Source organism: Rheinheimera marina (genome assembly GCF_042654345.1).
Classification (GTDB): Bacteria; Pseudomonadota; Gammaproteobacteria; order Enterobacterales; family Alteromonadaceae; genus Pararheinheimera; species Pararheinheimera marina.
Genome location: NZ_JBHSGB010000017.1, coordinates 372,008 through 385,528, shown reverse-complemented (window position 1 = coordinate 385,528; position 13,521 = coordinate 372,008). Strand labels below are relative to the sequence as shown.

Here is a 13,521-nt window from a genome sequence, read left to right as displayed (position 1 = left end):
TTTGTAATGAAACTCAGTGTTATTGTTCCGGCCTATAACCTGTCACCTTTTATCCTTGAGTGTTTGTTGAGTTTATTGAGCCAGAAAACCACTTTTGATTATGAAGTGTTGGTATGCAATGACTGTTCACCAGACAATACACTGCATGTTATTCACTATCTGGCCGCTGATTTTCCTCAGTTAAAGATTTTAAATAATGAAACTAACCAAGGGCTGGTTGGGACCATGCGCAGGCTGTTGCAGGAAGCAACAGGTGATTATATTGCCTATCTGGATGGTGATGACGTCGCTCTGCCAGGAAAGCTGCAGCGTCAGGTTGATTATTTAGACCAAAATCCCTCATGCGCGCTGGTGTACCATGAATCCGATGTATTTGACGCCAAAACGGGCAAGACACTGAAACTGTTTAGCCGGGATTATTACAATGCTGCCTATGTTCCTCAGCGCTCGACCATGAGTGATTTGATTAAGTACTCTGTGTATTTACAGGCCAGCAGTGTCATGTTCAGGCGTCACTCGGATTTACTCAATGCGCTGGATCACGGTAACCGTATTATCTGCGATTTCCCATGGCATATTATGAATGTTGGGTTTCTAAAAGGCAGCATCGACCGAATTGACGATGTGCTGGGGCGTTATCGCATTCATGCTCAGAGCTTTGGTGGTCAAACTCAGGTGGATCCGGGACGTAGGATAAAAGTCGCAGATGAAATGGCGGCTGCGTGCCGGCTGGGAGAACGTTTCGGGGTGGCAGGGCAGGTTATTCAGCAGGGCGTGAACCATATTTATTTTTCTACCGCTTTGTATTTCCTGAAGCTGGGTGAATATACGTTGTTCAGCCAAATGATTGAACGCTCGGTGCAGGATGAACTGTATTTTGATCAGCGGCATCGGCTGGCGTATCTGAACAGAGCCAACCCTGAGCTGGTCCGGCAAGAGCTGGGGTTCCATTGATGACTCCGTACCAAGCTGTTGTCGTTGGCGCAGGTTTATCTGGTGCGGTAATGGCAGAACGCATGGCCAGTCAACTGGGCTGGCGGGTGCTGGTGCTGGAACAGCGGCCACATTTGGGTGGCAACTGTTACGACGAATACGATGATGCCGGTGTGCTGGTGCATAAATATGGTCCGCACCTGTTTCATACCGACAAACAGCAAGTGTGGGATTATTTATCGCAGTTCACGCAGTGGCGGCCGCACGAGCACAGGGTACTCAGCCAGATTGACGGCCAGTTGCTCCCCATTCCATTTAATCTGACTAGCATCAGGCTGAGCTTCGATAAAAACGAGGCAGAAGCCATGATTGCAGAACTCATAGGCCGGTTTGGTCTGGATGCGCGGGTGCCGATACTGCAACTCAGGCAAGAAACCAGCCCCTTGCTACAACGTCTGGCAGAGTTTATCTATCAGCGTGCCTTTGTTAATTACACTAGTAAACAATGGGGGGTAAGGCCTGAAGCCATTTCTGCGGCTGTCACTGCCCGGGTGCCAGTTGTGGTTAGCACTGACGATCGCTACTTTACTGACCCCTGGCAGGCGGTGCCGGCCGATGGTTACAGCGCGATGATTAGCAGAATATTGCAGCATCCGGCGATTGATCTTCAGCTCAGTACGCCGATGACAGACAGGCTGCAGCTCGATATCGCGAACGGCAAGGTCTGGCTCGATGGCGAGCCTTTTGCCGGTATAGTGGTCTACACCGGCATGATTGACCAGTTGCTGCCGGGCGAGGCGCCGCTGCCATATCGCTCCTTGCGGTTTGAGCATCAACATCTGGCGCAGCCACAGTTTCAGTCAGCGACCACGGTCAATTACCCAAATGAAGAAGCTTATACCCGCATCACTGAGTTTAAACATCTGACCGGGCAGCAGCATGCCGGTACCAGCATTGTGTACGAGTATCCCTGTGATTATCAGCCAGAGCAGGGGTTGGAGCCGTATTACCCGATTTTTACGGACGAAGCACAACAGCGTTATCAGCAATACCGCGCCAGGCTGGCCGAATTTCCTCAGTTAATTGCGTTGGGGCGGCTGGCAGAATACCGCTACTTTGATATGGATGATGCGGTGGATAATGCGTTAGAGCAGTTTAACAAGTTACGATTGCAATGGACGGGTGAGGGAAGCAAAGCATGAGTATTCCTAAGCTTGCTGCATTAATGACCACCTATAATACTGCTCCTTATGTACAGGCAACTATTGATTCTGTATTAGCGCAAAGTTTTACTGATTTTGAACTGGTGATTGTTGATGACGGTTCTAGTGATGAAACTGTGGACCTGATCCGCCGCTATCAGGATCCAAGAATCAGGCTATATTGCCGCAGTGAAAATAAGGGGGTTGGTTATTCGTTGCAGGAAGCGTTGCAGTATGTCCGTTCACCTTATGTCATCAAGGTAGACTCTGACGACCTTAGTCACCCTGAGCGTTTTGCTAAACAACTGCAGTATCTACAGGCCAACCCGGAATTGGCTGTCGTGAAGTGTTATATAGAAGCCTTTGCTGAATCGGATGATCCGGAAACACTTGAACGACTTGTGACCCGACAGAGAGATTACGCTGTAGCCAATCAAATCAATTCAGAACATCTGATTTCAGAAAATCTGCCACGCTGGCTTTGCGTGGAGCATACCAGTTATTGTGCTCAAACTGCGGCTATCCGGGCAGTCGGTTATCTTGATCAGCGTTTGTGCGAAGATTATTCGTTGTTCTACAGACTTCATGAGCAAGGCTATCGATTCGGCTGTGTGCCAGAGTTTTTGGTACAGGTTCGGGTTAACCCGCAATCCGTCACTGCTCAAGTGAATACGGAACGATTACGCTCATGGTTCGGTTGCGTGTTCGATATGAAGTTTAAAAGGATTTTGCAGCTTAAAGGCGATGTATCGGGCGTCGCTATCTATGGTAGTGGCGGACTTGCCCGGCTTATGTACCAAATATTAATCCAACATGATATCGCTGTACTGAACTTTATCGAGCAGACAGAAAAAGCTCCGATCGACATTGATGGCCAGCAAATACCGGTGCTGGCTTTGCATCATTGCCTGCAGCAGAAAATTGTCATTGCGGCGCAACCAGTCCGGTTGCAAGTAATGCAGCAACTGAACGGGCTAGGCCTGACAGAATGGCGTGATTTTATGGTGATTGCTTAGCTTCGGAGCAGTCAGTTTGTATCCGCAGATGTAATGGTTGGTGATAGGAACATTCAATGGAAAAAACACCATTTATCAGTATTGTGTTACCAACGCGGGATCGAGCAAAGCTAGTTGAGCAATGTTTGACATGCATAAAACAACAAGATTTTGCAGATTATGAAGTGATTATTTCCGATAATCCAGTTGCAGAAAGTTGTTCTGAAGTGGTTGCCCCATTTCTATCTGACCCGCGTTTTAAATATTTCAGACAGCCGCAACCTGTATCTATGCCAGACAACTGGGAGTACGCCGCTGAACAAGCGACTGGTGAGTACGTTACGGTAATCAATGAAAAATTTATGTTTAGGCCTGACGCTTTTTCCGTTATACAGCGCCTGGCAAAGGATAGAAACCCCGACATTATCAGCTGGCAATTTGACTATTTCGAGCTGTGCGATCATGAAAAGATCACGGGAAGCTACCATCCACTGTTAAAACCAGTTGAACCAAGTTGTTACTCTGCAGAAATTGAACTCAAACGTCGCCTCGATTTTATTGAACCTTTGTTTAGCCGACACCAGCAACATAAAAACGGGTACGGAAAAATATACTCGGGCTGTGTAAAGAACGATATTGTTCGCGAGGTCAGAGCATTGTATGGCAGAGTGTTTATGCCAATGAGTCCCGATTTTACTTCAATGATTTGCTTTTTGAATCTGAGCGAGAATTGTATTGATGTCGGTCAAAGTTTAATGCTGGTCGTTAGCGGTTCCAATATATCCAACGGAGTCACAACACTAAAATCGGTTAGAGCTTTCAAAAAATTCATCCAGGAAACAGTGCCTGATTTTGACCACTATCGGAGCAGCCTTGTGATTGCTGATTTTTGGGTAGGGCATTCAGTATTCATTGCATCAGATTATCAGCGGATGAAGGATATTTTTGATAAGGGAAAAATATCGAACATGCAGTTAGGTATTGCATCGTTGGTGGGCTGGGCCAAGGAAGAGCTTCATCTTGTCGAAGACTGGGGGGATGAAGACCGCACGCACTTTGAATCCGTGTTAACTGATTTTTATAGTGGGCTCACGCAGTCCGAGCGTAATTTGGTTGATAATATTGCTGTAGAGAATGAACACCATAGAGCTGCCTGTTCGCGTGAAATCTATCATTCAGGTCTGGCGAAAGCAGATTATTTTATTGAGGGTATCAGCGCCAGACAACTTGCAGAACTGCACTGGCTAAAAAAGGTTGCATTGCCAAGACGTAATGTAGGTTTAGAAGAACTAACGGTCTCAGAGGCTGTTGATTATTTATACCAATACAACAAAGAGTCCAGAAAGATACTGGGACTATTATAATGTTGGATGATGACGCTAGTCAGTTAACAAGGGTGCTCGCCAAACTATGTTTGCGTCTTGAATTATCGCTGCAAGGTAGTGATGAGCAATTACTCGACAGTTTGCTGCATTATTATTGTGATTTACTGCAGGTGCGCGCCCTACAAAGGCCTCAATGTGGAATTTGGCTGCAACCCAGTACAGTAGCCCACCAGTTAATGCCGCTGCTGGCCGAATTGACGCAGTCAGATCAGGTTGACGTGCTGGTCATTATTTCTATTACCGATGCGAGCGAACATTCAGAATGGTTGCTGCGACAAGGCTGGTGTGACTATCCATTGTTAGTCTGTCATGATAGCCAATTTGGCCGGCTGACGGCCTTACAACTATTGTTTGCGCAGGAGTCGATTTTCACGGTCCGGCATAGCTGGCCTTGTGAGCTGATTAAAATTGGTTTACCACATGGCGTCGATATACCGCTGAAAAAGACGCTGACAGAGTACGGTGGTTGTCTGGAATTTGATTATGTATTAAGCGCCAGACCGCAACCGCTGATGCCGTCAGACAGTTTTGTCAATCGGTATCCATCAACCCTGCGTCAGCATAGCCGGCCTTTTGTCGCAGAGATCCCCTTTGGTTTTGTCAAATACGACCATTTCTTTCGTCGCAGACAAAACTGCACAGCTGCAGATACGGCGTTAATTTATCATATATCGAATCTTGCTCTGGAAATGCCATGGGTACAACATCAGTTACGGCCAACAATTGCTTTATTGCTGGAGCAGTTTACTGACTACAAACTGATATTCCGACCATTTCCTGCAGACATAAACCATCCGGCGGTCGTTGCCTGCCGACAAACCTTTGCCAGCCACCCGCGGTTTATCTTCAGCGATGCACCTTCTTATGTTGACGACTATTGCACCGGTGCACTGATGATCTGTCATCGGGTTTATCAGGAGCATTTATTCCCGTTAGTAACTGGCCGTTCGCAAATCGTTTATCAGCCGGCAGAACCCCGAGACACGGCCGCGGCTATCGCTACAACAGCGGAACAACTGATTACGCGGGTGCAGGCTGAACTGGACAACATCCGCGTTGAGCCTGCTGGTCTCATTGCTGCCAACCCGGTGTTTCATCCTGGCTGCTCTGCCCGTTACTTGCTGGATAATCTTCATTTCATACTGCATGACCAAAAGCATCCGGAGTGGCGTTATTTTGCGCTGGATTGCGGGTTGACCACAGACACTGTGTTGCAACAGGCTGTTGCGGGGGCGCTGGCTTTTAATAAACTGGCGTTGGCAGCCAGTTTACGAGAGCCAGAGCGACTGGATTACCAGTTACTGGTGCTGGAGTCGCTGGTAAGAGTGCCGGTTCAGCTACAGGATTCAACTTTGGCGTTGCTCTACTGGCGTAAAGCCATGTCAATCGCTGCCGAACTGCTGTGTCACATGGAGCAACAAGGCCAGCCGACCCAATTGCTGGACAGCTGGATGTATCAGCGTGGTTTGCCGGTGTTGCTGCAAATGATGCAATTAATGCATCAGCACAGCGTCGGGCTCAATCAGGGAGAACAAAAGCTACTGCAATATTATCGGCCGCAAAGTTACCAGCGCTGGCCAGTGCAGCGCCTTTTTGCAGTGATTGCAACCCAAGACGGTACAGAGCTAACCGGCGGCGAAGTAATTTTATATGGCGCTGGCCAGCTTGCGCAGGAATTTATTGCCGAACAATTGACACGTCAACGATATCAGGTTGTCGCGGTGGTTGATTCAGCACCGCATAAATGGCAGCAGCAGATTGCCGGCGTTACGATTCAGTCACCGCAGCTGCTGCAGAGCTGCAGTTTGCCGATAATTATCTGCTCACGGGCTTTTGCTGAAGAGATCTGTGGGGCATTGCAGGACCTGCCTGGCGTGGACAAACGGTTGTACCGGGTGTTGTAATATGGTGTGTTTTTTGCTGAGCTACAGCCAAGTGACAGATTGTTGGCTGCAGAATCAGCAATGCGCAAACAAAGAATTTCAGACAGAGACGTTGATATGAAAGCAGTTATTCTGGCCGGCGGATTAGGCACGCGGATTAGCGAAGAGTCACATTTGCGGCCAAAGCCGATGATTGAGATTGGTGGCAAGCCTATTCTGTGGCACATCATGAAAATCTATTCAGCGCATGGCATCAATGATTTTGTGATTTGTCTTGGCTATAAGGGCTATGTAATTAAAGAGTATTTTGCCAACTATTTTCTGCATATGTCCGATGTCACCTTTGACCTGCGCAATAACCAAATGGAAGTACATGAAGAGCACGCAGAACCCTGGCGCGTGACGCTGGTGGATACCGGTGAGAACAGTATGACTGGGGGGCGGCTGCGTCGGGTACAAAACTATTTGTCCGGCGGCACTTTTTGTTTCACTTACGGCGATGGGGTGTCCGATCTGGATATAGCGCAGACGCTGAAAGCGCATAAGGTCGCTGGAAAAACTGCCACAGTGACTGCTATCCAACCGCCGGGCCGTTACGGTGCCTTGGACATTGAGCACAATCTGGTGAAAAAGTTTCAGGAAAAACCCGCCGGTGACGGTGCTTGGATCAACGGTGGTTTCTTTGTGTTGGAGCCTGAGGTGTTTGATTATTTACATCGTGATACGGATTCTTTTGAAGGGGAACCTTTGATGCAACTGGCGCAACAGGGTCAGTTGCATGCTTATCAGCATCATGGTTTTTGGCAGGCGATGGATACACTGCGGGACAAGAACCAGCTGGAGGCGTTGTGGCAGTCAGGTGAGGCGCCATGGAAAATCTGGTAAATAACTGTTTTAATGGTGTTTTTTCAGGAAAGAAAGTGTTACTCACCGGCCACAACGGCTTTAAAGGCAGTTGGCTGACCTTGTGGCTGAGCCAGTTGGGAGCGAAAGTGTATGGTATCAGTCTGGCACCTGATACTGAACCTTCGCACTGGCAATTGCTGAATTTACCTCTACCATCCGAACAAGATAATTTGCTCGATATCAGTCAGTTTGTCGATGTGAAACGGATTATTGATGCCGTGCAGCCGGAATTGGTGTTGCACCTGGCCGCGCAACCACTGGTCCGGCAGTCTTACCATACCCCCCTGACCAACTGGCATACGAATGTGATGGGCACAGTGCATGTCTTGGAAGCCTGCCGTCAGCAGCCATCTGTCAAAGCCATACTGGCGGTGACAACCGACAAGGTATATGAAAATCCTGAATCCGGGCGTCCATTTAACGAAGACTCACCACTGGGTGGCCACGATCCATACAGCGCTTCGAAAGCTGCCTGTGAATTAGTGGTGCAAAGTTATCGCCGTAGTTTTTTCAGCACACCGCAGGCGCCATTGTTGGCAACCGCCCGAGCCGGCAACGTGATTGGTGGTGGGGATTGGGCCGCGGACCGGCTGATCCCCGACATTGTGCGGGCCAGCCAGAGTGGCCGGCCGGTGAAACTGCGTTATCCGCTGGCGGTGCGGCCATGGCAGCATGTGCTGGACTGTTTGTCTGGCTATCTGCTGCTCGCCGCCGGCATGCTGCAAGGGAACAGCGCGCTGGCTTGCAGCTGGAACTTTGGCCCACCGGAGGCGGATAATCAGTCAGTCGCCGATGTACTGCAACTGATGCAACAACACTGGCCTTTGCTTAAATGGGAAACAGAATCGCATCCGCAGCACTGGCATGAAGCGGGTTTATTGCGCCTGAGTACGGAAAAAGCCAGAACCGCACTGCAATGGCAACCAGTCTGGGATGTAGAGCAGGCAGCGGCCATGACCGCACTCTGGTATCAGAGATTCTATCAGCACAATGAAATTCTGAGCCAGGCTCAGCTGACAGAGTACATTCGCTGTGCCAGAGATAAGGGACTGAGATGGGCAATAAACTGACAGCAAGCGAAACCGCGCTAGCGGGTGTAGTGCAGATCCGGTCGCAAGCGAATCAGGACTCACGCGGCAGCTTCAGTCGCTGGTTTTGTCAGCAGGAACTGGAAAGCTTTTTGCCCGGCCAGCAGATTGTTCAGGTCAATCATTCTTTCAGCCGGCAGCAAGGCACTGTGCGTGGGTTGCATTTTCAGTTGCCGCCTTTTGCCGAATATAAGTTGGTTCGCTGTATTGCCGGACGGGTTTTTGATGTAGCCGTCGATCTGCGCGCGAATTCGGTCACTTTCTTACAGGCAGTCAGCGTTGAACTGAGCGCAGAAGAAAACAATATGTTGTTGATCCCGCCAGGTTGTGCCCACGGCTTTCAGACGTTGACTGCGGATGCGCAGCTGCTTTATCTGCATAGCGCCTTTTACCAGCCACAGGCAGAGGCCGGATTTCGTTTTGATGACCCAAGGCTCAAGATAGAATGGCCGCTACCGATAACCAGTATGTCGGAGCGGGATTTACAGCTACCCGTTATTCCGCAACAATTTCACGGGATTAGTTTATGAAATGTCGGCATTGTCAGCATGATTTAACATTGCCTTTGGTTGACCTGGGTGTGATGCCACCGTCTAATGCCTATCTGAGCGAGCAGGCTTTACAAAGTTTTGAGCCCAGTTATCCGCTCAAAGTGTGGGTCTGTCAGCATTGCTGGCTGGTGCAGACCGAAGACTTTACCAGAGCAGAACAACTGTTTACGGCGGATTATGCTTATTTTTCATCGACATCTGTCAGCTGGCTGGAGCATGCCAGACAGTTTGCGCAATCAAGTATCAGCAAACTCTCATTGGGACCACAGAGTTTTGTTGTTGAGCTGGCATCCAATGACGGCTATCTGCTGAAAAACTATCTGGCAGCCGGCATACCATGTCTTGGCGTGGAACCAACAGACGCCACTGCTACGGCAGCCCGAGCGCTGGGCATTGATGTGGTGTCTGAGTTTTTTGGCCAGACTCTGGCGACTACACTCGTCAGCGACTATCGCAAAGCCGACTTAATCATTGCCAATAATGTGCTGGCGCATGTGCCGGACATCAATGATTTTGTGGCAGGTATTGCGTTGCTGCTCGCAGAGCAGGGAACTGCCAGTGTTGAGTTTCCACATTTATTGAATCTGCTGACATTGTGTCAGTTTGATACCATTTACCACGAACATTATTCGTATTTATCGCTGTATAGCGCACGGCAGATTTTTGCCGCCGTAGGTCTACGGATCTTTAATGTCGAACAGCTTTCAACACACGGTGGTAGTCTGCGGTTATGGATTTGCCATCACGATGACTCGCGAGTTCAACAGAAAGCTGTTTTGGAGTTGTTAGCGGCAGAAGTTGCGGCAGGTTTGGCTTGTGCCGACGGATATAGTGGTTTTCAACACAAAGTCGACAGAATTGCGGCTGATTTGACAGATTTTTTTACCAACTGTTCGCAGCAGGGGCTGAAAGTGATGGCATATGGCGCAGCAGCCAAAGGAAACACATTGCTGAACTACGCCCACATTGGACGACGTCAGCTTGGTTGTGTATATGATGCTGCGGTAGCAAAGCAAGGTAAATTTTTACCAGGCAGCCATATTCCGATAGTCCCTCCTACACAACTGAGTCTGGACGAGCCTGATTTCTTGTTAATTCTGCCTTGGAATCTGGCCAGCGAAGTGATGCAACAGGTGAAACACCAGGTCCCTGCGCATTGCCGTTTTTTGATTGCAGTGCCAGAGCTGACCTTTTTATGAAACTGATGCTGACCGGCGCGACAGGCTTTGTCGGCAGCCAGCTGTTGCCATTATTAGCGGAGCAAGGGATCTCTGTGGTGGTGGTCGGTCGTACTAAACCAGCAGGTTTTGCTTCATCGCAATTTATTCAGGCCGATTTATTGGCGGAGCAGAGTCTGACTGAACAGTTTCAGGCGGCCGGTTGCAGCCATTTATTACATCTGGCCTGGCAGGTAGAGCATGGAAAATTCTGGAGTTCGCTGGACAATGTCGCCTGGATCTATGCGTCGGTCAGGTTGGTGGATGCCTTCGCCAGAGCAGGTGGGCGTCATGTAGTGGTGGCTGGTAGCTGTGCTGAATACAGCAAAAGTGCAGGTCCGTGTGATGAGTATCTGACCGCAACCCGAGCTGATACTTTATATGGAACTGCAAAAGATGCTACGCATCAGTTGCTGCGACATTATTGTGCGCAGCATCAGCTTAGCCTAGGCTGGGCACGACTGTTTTTACCTTATGGTGCCACCGAAGATCGGCGCAAGATTATTTCGGCGCTGCTGGATGCTCTCGGTAATAAAGCTCCACTTTTTAAGGTTCAACTGCATCATATCAGGGACTTTATCCATGTCAGCGACGTTGCGCGAGCTCTGCTGACGTTGGTGAAAAAGCAGGCTGAAGGTAGTTTTAATGTCTGTTTTGGTCAAGCGATCAGCATCCAGCAATTGATTGAACTGGCAGGCCGTTTATTGCAGATAGATACGACAGCTTTTATTCGGGCTTCGTCAGAACAGCCTGCTCAGGAGTCCTATCTGATCGGAAACAATCAACGGCTGGCCGCTTTGGGCTGGTCACCTCAGATCACCTTAGAACAAGGTATTAAAAAAATGATAAGCCGGAGGCCGCACTAATGATCCAGTGTCCTGTATGTCGAGGTCGTGAGCTGGCCCCTGTTGTGTTGCGCGAGCAGGTTCCGGTGCATCAGAATCTGGTAATGCAGACCCAAGCCGTCGCACGGGATTGTACGAAAGGGAACCTGGACCTTTATTGTTGCGATGACTGTGGTTTTGTTTTCAATCGTCAGTTTGATTTATCGCTGTTGAGTTACGGTGACCGTTACGATAACAGCCAGAATCACTCCGGATGTTTTGTCGCCTACATTGATGCATTGGTGGAGCAGTTGGTCCAGCAACACGGTGTTAAGAATGCCACCATTGTTGAGGTTGGCTGCGGCAGTGGGCTGTTTTTGCGCAAGCTGGTGTCATACCCGGGGGCCAATAACAGAGGGGTTGGCTTTGACCCCAGCTATCAAGGACCTCTGACTGATGAAGGTGGACGTTTACAGTTTCGCCAGTGTTATTACGATGCTAGTTGCACCGATGTACCTGCGGATGTGGTGATTTGCCGGCATGTTATTGAGCATGTACCGGCCCCGCTGGCCCTGTTGCAGAGCATTAAAGCGGCTATCGCCGGTAAGCCTGCCGCCAAGTTGTTTTTTGAGACACCCTGTGTTGACTGGATCCTCAGCAACAAAGTGGTGTGGGATTTTTTTTATGAACATTGTTCTCTGTTCAGTCGCCATTCGCTGAGCCGGGTTTTCAGCGAAGCCGGCTTCAGCGTCCACGCCGTAAATCACATATTCAACAGCCAGTATTTGTGGCTGGAGGCCACTGTTGCTGAAACAGATGGCGCAGAAGCTGTGCCGGAGAATATCACGCCTGCACTGGCTGCAAAGTATCGAAAGGATGAAGCTGTGTTTTTGCGTCAGATTACTGAGCTACTGACAAGCTGTCAAAAAAAAGGTCGTGTTGCGCTGTGGGGGGCTGGCGCCAAAGGGGTTACGCTGGCTTCTTTGCTGGATGCTGACGCCCGGCTTATTGATGCTTTAATTGATATCAATCCGAACAAACAAGGTCATTTTGTACCCGGTAGTGCTCATCCGATTATCGCTCCTGCGCAAATAGCTGAGCATGGCATCGCCAGTATTATTCTGATGAACCCGAATTACCGGCATGAAGTTGAGACACTGCTGGCAGCGTGTGAATCTAAAGTTTCTTTATATGAATGGAGTGTACAGTGAAAATTACGATTGATACGGATACAGCTTTGCTGACTGTCCTGCAGGAAGAGTCTGAGCAGGTGTGGCCACTTTATTCAAAACAGGCTTTTGAAATCCTTTCCCGTCAGTGGGTCCGGGTGGGCTGGGCTGAGAAATATCAGTATACCTTCAGCTGGTTTGGCCGGCCGGTGATTCAGTTGCCAGAGGATATGTTGCGGATCCAAGAAGTGATTTACCGGCTGAAACCCGATGTGATTATTGAAACTGGTGTGGCGCATGGTGGCTCACTGGTGTTTTATGCCAGCCTGATGCAGGCAATGAATCACGGCCATGTGATCGGTATTGATATTGAAATTCGCCCACACAACCGAGCCGCAATAGAGGCGCATGAATTGTTTTCAAGGATCACTTTAATTGAAGGCAGTTCAACTGATTCCGAGGTTGTAGCAAAGGCGGCTTCATTAGTAAAACCGACCGACAACGTATTGGTTATTCTGGATTCAAACCATAGCTATGCTCACGTTTTGAATGAGTTACGTGCATACGCACCTCTGGTGACTGCGGGTTCATATATCGTAGCAACAGATGGCATCATGCATGATCTTGCCGATGTTCCTCGTGGTCATCAGAGCTGGCTCACTGATAATCCGACGTGCGCAGCCCGCGATTTTGCAGATGCACATCCGGAGTTTGTTATTGAGCAACCCCATTGGTCATTCAACGAAAGCAATTTGGAGCAGAATGTTACCCACTGGCCGGGGGCCTGGCTCAAACGTTGTTGATATACGGATGGATGAACGGACCTGGCTGAGTTTTAGCCGGGAAGATAAAATGCGTTTCGCTATGATGCATGCGGCGCCATGGTATATCCACTTTTGGGCTGGCTGGAGCAGTGCGATAAAATCCCATCAGCTTGATGTTCATGTGGTGAAGTACGAACATTTGTTAGCCAATCCAGGCGAGACTTTCTCTCAGGTTCTTGCCTTGTGCGGTGAGCTGGCACTTGCACTGACTCACACAGACGCCGTCGGGTTTACCGGGAAAAATAAAGCAATTGTCGGCAGAGGGGAGACCTTCGGCCAGGAGCTGCAAGATTATTTAAAGCAGATGGCGCAGTGTTATCCGAATATCGATTTCAGCCCGGTAGGGTTGTAGCCTGAGTTTTAGCCTAGTCTGGATGAGGAGATTTGCGGATGTTAGATACCGTCTGTGGCAACAAACAAGCAGAAAACCGGGCTTTACTGGCCGATATGGCATCCGGTCATCGTTATGACCTGCATTGTCAGCTGTTAAAGCAGCAAAGTTATGTCCAGTATTTTTCGGTTGTTGAAGGTCAACTCAGTATTT

The 13,521-nt window shown here is 49.2% G+C and carries 13 protein-coding genes; all 13 read left to right on the top strand.

The genetic code is table 11. The features are described from left to right. Positions 1–6: 6 nt before the first annotated feature. The 13 genes from ACFO3I_RS18130 to ACFO3I_RS18070 all read left to right on the top strand — a co-directional run bounded on the left by ACFO3I_RS18130 (position 7) and on the right by ACFO3I_RS18070 (position 13,329). Entirely contained in the window at positions 7–954 is a 948-nt protein-coding gene (locus ACFO3I_RS18130; RefSeq protein ID WP_377336496.1) for a glycosyltransferase family 2 protein, read from the top strand. Beyond that, entirely contained in the window at positions 954–2,135 is a 1,182-nt protein-coding gene (gene glf / locus ACFO3I_RS18125; RefSeq protein WP_377336494.1) for a UDP-galactopyranose mutase, read from the top strand. Before ACFO3I_RS18130 ends, glf begins: the two co-directional genes overlap by 1 nt. Next, complete coding sequence (locus tag ACFO3I_RS18120) at positions 2,132–3,151, top strand: glycosyltransferase family 2 protein (protein WP_377336492.1); 1,020 nt, start codon at positions 2,132–2,134, stop codon at positions 3,149–3,151. Before glf ends, ACFO3I_RS18120 begins: the two co-directional genes overlap by 4 nt. Before the next feature lie 56 nt (positions 3,152–3,207). Further along, complete coding sequence (locus tag ACFO3I_RS18115) at positions 3,208–4,494, top strand: glycosyltransferase family 2 protein (RefSeq protein ID WP_377336490.1); 1,287 nt, start codon at positions 3,208–3,210, stop codon at positions 4,492–4,494. A 50-nt stretch (positions 4,495–4,544) separates the two neighbouring features. Then, positions 4,545–6,419 (top strand): nucleoside-diphosphate sugar epimerase/dehydratase, encoded by a 1,875-nt coding sequence (locus ACFO3I_RS18110; RefSeq protein WP_377336488.1) that lies wholly within the window; start codon positions 4,545–4,547, stop codon positions 6,417–6,419. 96 nt (positions 6,420–6,515) lie between these two features. After that, positions 6,516–7,283, top strand: coding sequence for a glucose-1-phosphate cytidylyltransferase (rfbF, locus tag ACFO3I_RS18105; protein ID WP_377336486.1), 768 nt, complete (start codon positions 6,516–6,518; stop codon positions 7,281–7,283). After that, positions 7,268–8,374: a CDP-glucose 4,6-dehydratase gene (gene rfbG / locus ACFO3I_RS18100; RefSeq protein WP_377336484.1), complete on the top strand. Its 1,107-nt coding sequence runs from the start codon at positions 7,268–7,270 to the stop codon at positions 8,372–8,374. Before rfbF ends, rfbG begins: the two co-directional genes overlap by 16 nt. Continuing rightward, positions 8,359–8,922: a dTDP-4-dehydrorhamnose 3,5-epimerase family protein gene (locus ACFO3I_RS18095; RefSeq protein WP_377336482.1), complete on the top strand. Its 564-nt coding sequence runs from the start codon at positions 8,359–8,361 to the stop codon at positions 8,920–8,922. Before rfbG ends, ACFO3I_RS18095 begins: the two co-directional genes overlap by 16 nt. Next, a complete protein-coding gene (locus ACFO3I_RS18090; protein ID WP_377336480.1) occupies positions 8,919–10,142 on the top strand; it encodes a class I SAM-dependent methyltransferase in 1,224 nt (407 codons plus the stop codon). Before ACFO3I_RS18095 ends, ACFO3I_RS18090 begins: the two co-directional genes overlap by 4 nt. After that, the gene (locus tag ACFO3I_RS18085; RefSeq protein WP_377336478.1) at positions 10,139–11,026 is read left to right on the top strand and encodes an NAD-dependent epimerase/dehydratase family protein; all 888 of its coding nucleotides are present in this window, start codon (positions 10,139–10,141) and stop codon (positions 11,024–11,026) included. The genes ACFO3I_RS18090 and ACFO3I_RS18085 overlap by 4 nt, the downstream gene beginning before the upstream one ends. Continuing rightward, entirely contained in the window at positions 11,026–12,195 is a 1,170-nt protein-coding gene (locus ACFO3I_RS18080) for a class I SAM-dependent methyltransferase (protein WP_377336476.1), read from the top strand. Before ACFO3I_RS18085 ends, ACFO3I_RS18080 begins: the two co-directional genes overlap by 1 nt. Continuing rightward, on the top strand, positions 12,192–12,956 hold the full coding sequence (locus ACFO3I_RS18075; protein WP_377336474.1) for a cephalosporin hydroxylase family protein: 765 nt from the start codon (positions 12,192–12,194) through the stop codon (positions 12,954–12,956). The genes ACFO3I_RS18080 and ACFO3I_RS18075 overlap by 4 nt, the downstream gene beginning before the upstream one ends. A gap of 7 nt (positions 12,957–12,963) precedes the next feature. Continuing rightward, positions 12,964–13,329 carry a hypothetical protein gene (locus tag ACFO3I_RS18070; protein ID WP_377336472.1) on the top strand — a complete coding sequence of 122 codons (366 nt, stop codon included), beginning with the start codon at positions 12,964–12,966 and terminating at the stop codon, positions 13,327–13,329. The last annotated feature ends 192 nt before the right edge of the window (positions 13,330–13,521 follow it).

Bases quoted from the DNA above. Each gene is read 5' to 3' on its own strand.
- glf (WP_377336494.1), top strand. From the start codon at position 954: ATGACTCCGTACCAAGCTGTTGTCGTTGGCGCAGGTTTATCTGGTGCG.
- ACFO3I_RS18080 (WP_377336476.1), top strand. From the start codon at position 11,026: ATGATCCAGTGTCCTGTATGTCGAGGTCGTGAGCTGGCCCCTGTTGTG.
- ACFO3I_RS18085 (WP_377336478.1), top strand. From the start codon at position 10,139: ATGAAACTGATGCTGACCGGCGCGACAGGCTTTGTCGGCAGCCAGCTG.
- ACFO3I_RS18130 (WP_377336496.1), top strand. From the start codon at position 7: ATGAAACTCAGTGTTATTGTTCCGGCCTATAACCTGTCACCTTTTATC.
- ACFO3I_RS18095 (WP_377336482.1), top strand. From the start codon at position 8,359: ATGGGCAATAAACTGACAGCAAGCGAAACCGCGCTAGCGGGTGTAGTG.
- ACFO3I_RS18090 (WP_377336480.1), top strand. From the start codon at position 8,919: ATGAAATGTCGGCATTGTCAGCATGATTTAACATTGCCTTTGGTTGAC.
- ACFO3I_RS18070 (WP_377336472.1), top strand. From the start codon at position 12,964: ATGGATGAACGGACCTGGCTGAGTTTTAGCCGGGAAGATAAAATGCGT.
- ACFO3I_RS18115 (WP_377336490.1), top strand. From the start codon at position 3,208: ATGGAAAAAACACCATTTATCAGTATTGTGTTACCAACGCGGGATCGA.
- ACFO3I_RS18120 (WP_377336492.1), top strand. From the start codon at position 2,132: ATGAGTATTCCTAAGCTTGCTGCATTAATGACCACCTATAATACTGCT.
- rfbF (WP_377336486.1), top strand. From the start codon at position 6,516: ATGAAAGCAGTTATTCTGGCCGGCGGATTAGGCACGCGGATTAGCGAA.
- rfbG (WP_377336484.1), top strand. From the start codon at position 7,268: ATGGAAAATCTGGTAAATAACTGTTTTAATGGTGTTTTTTCAGGAAAG.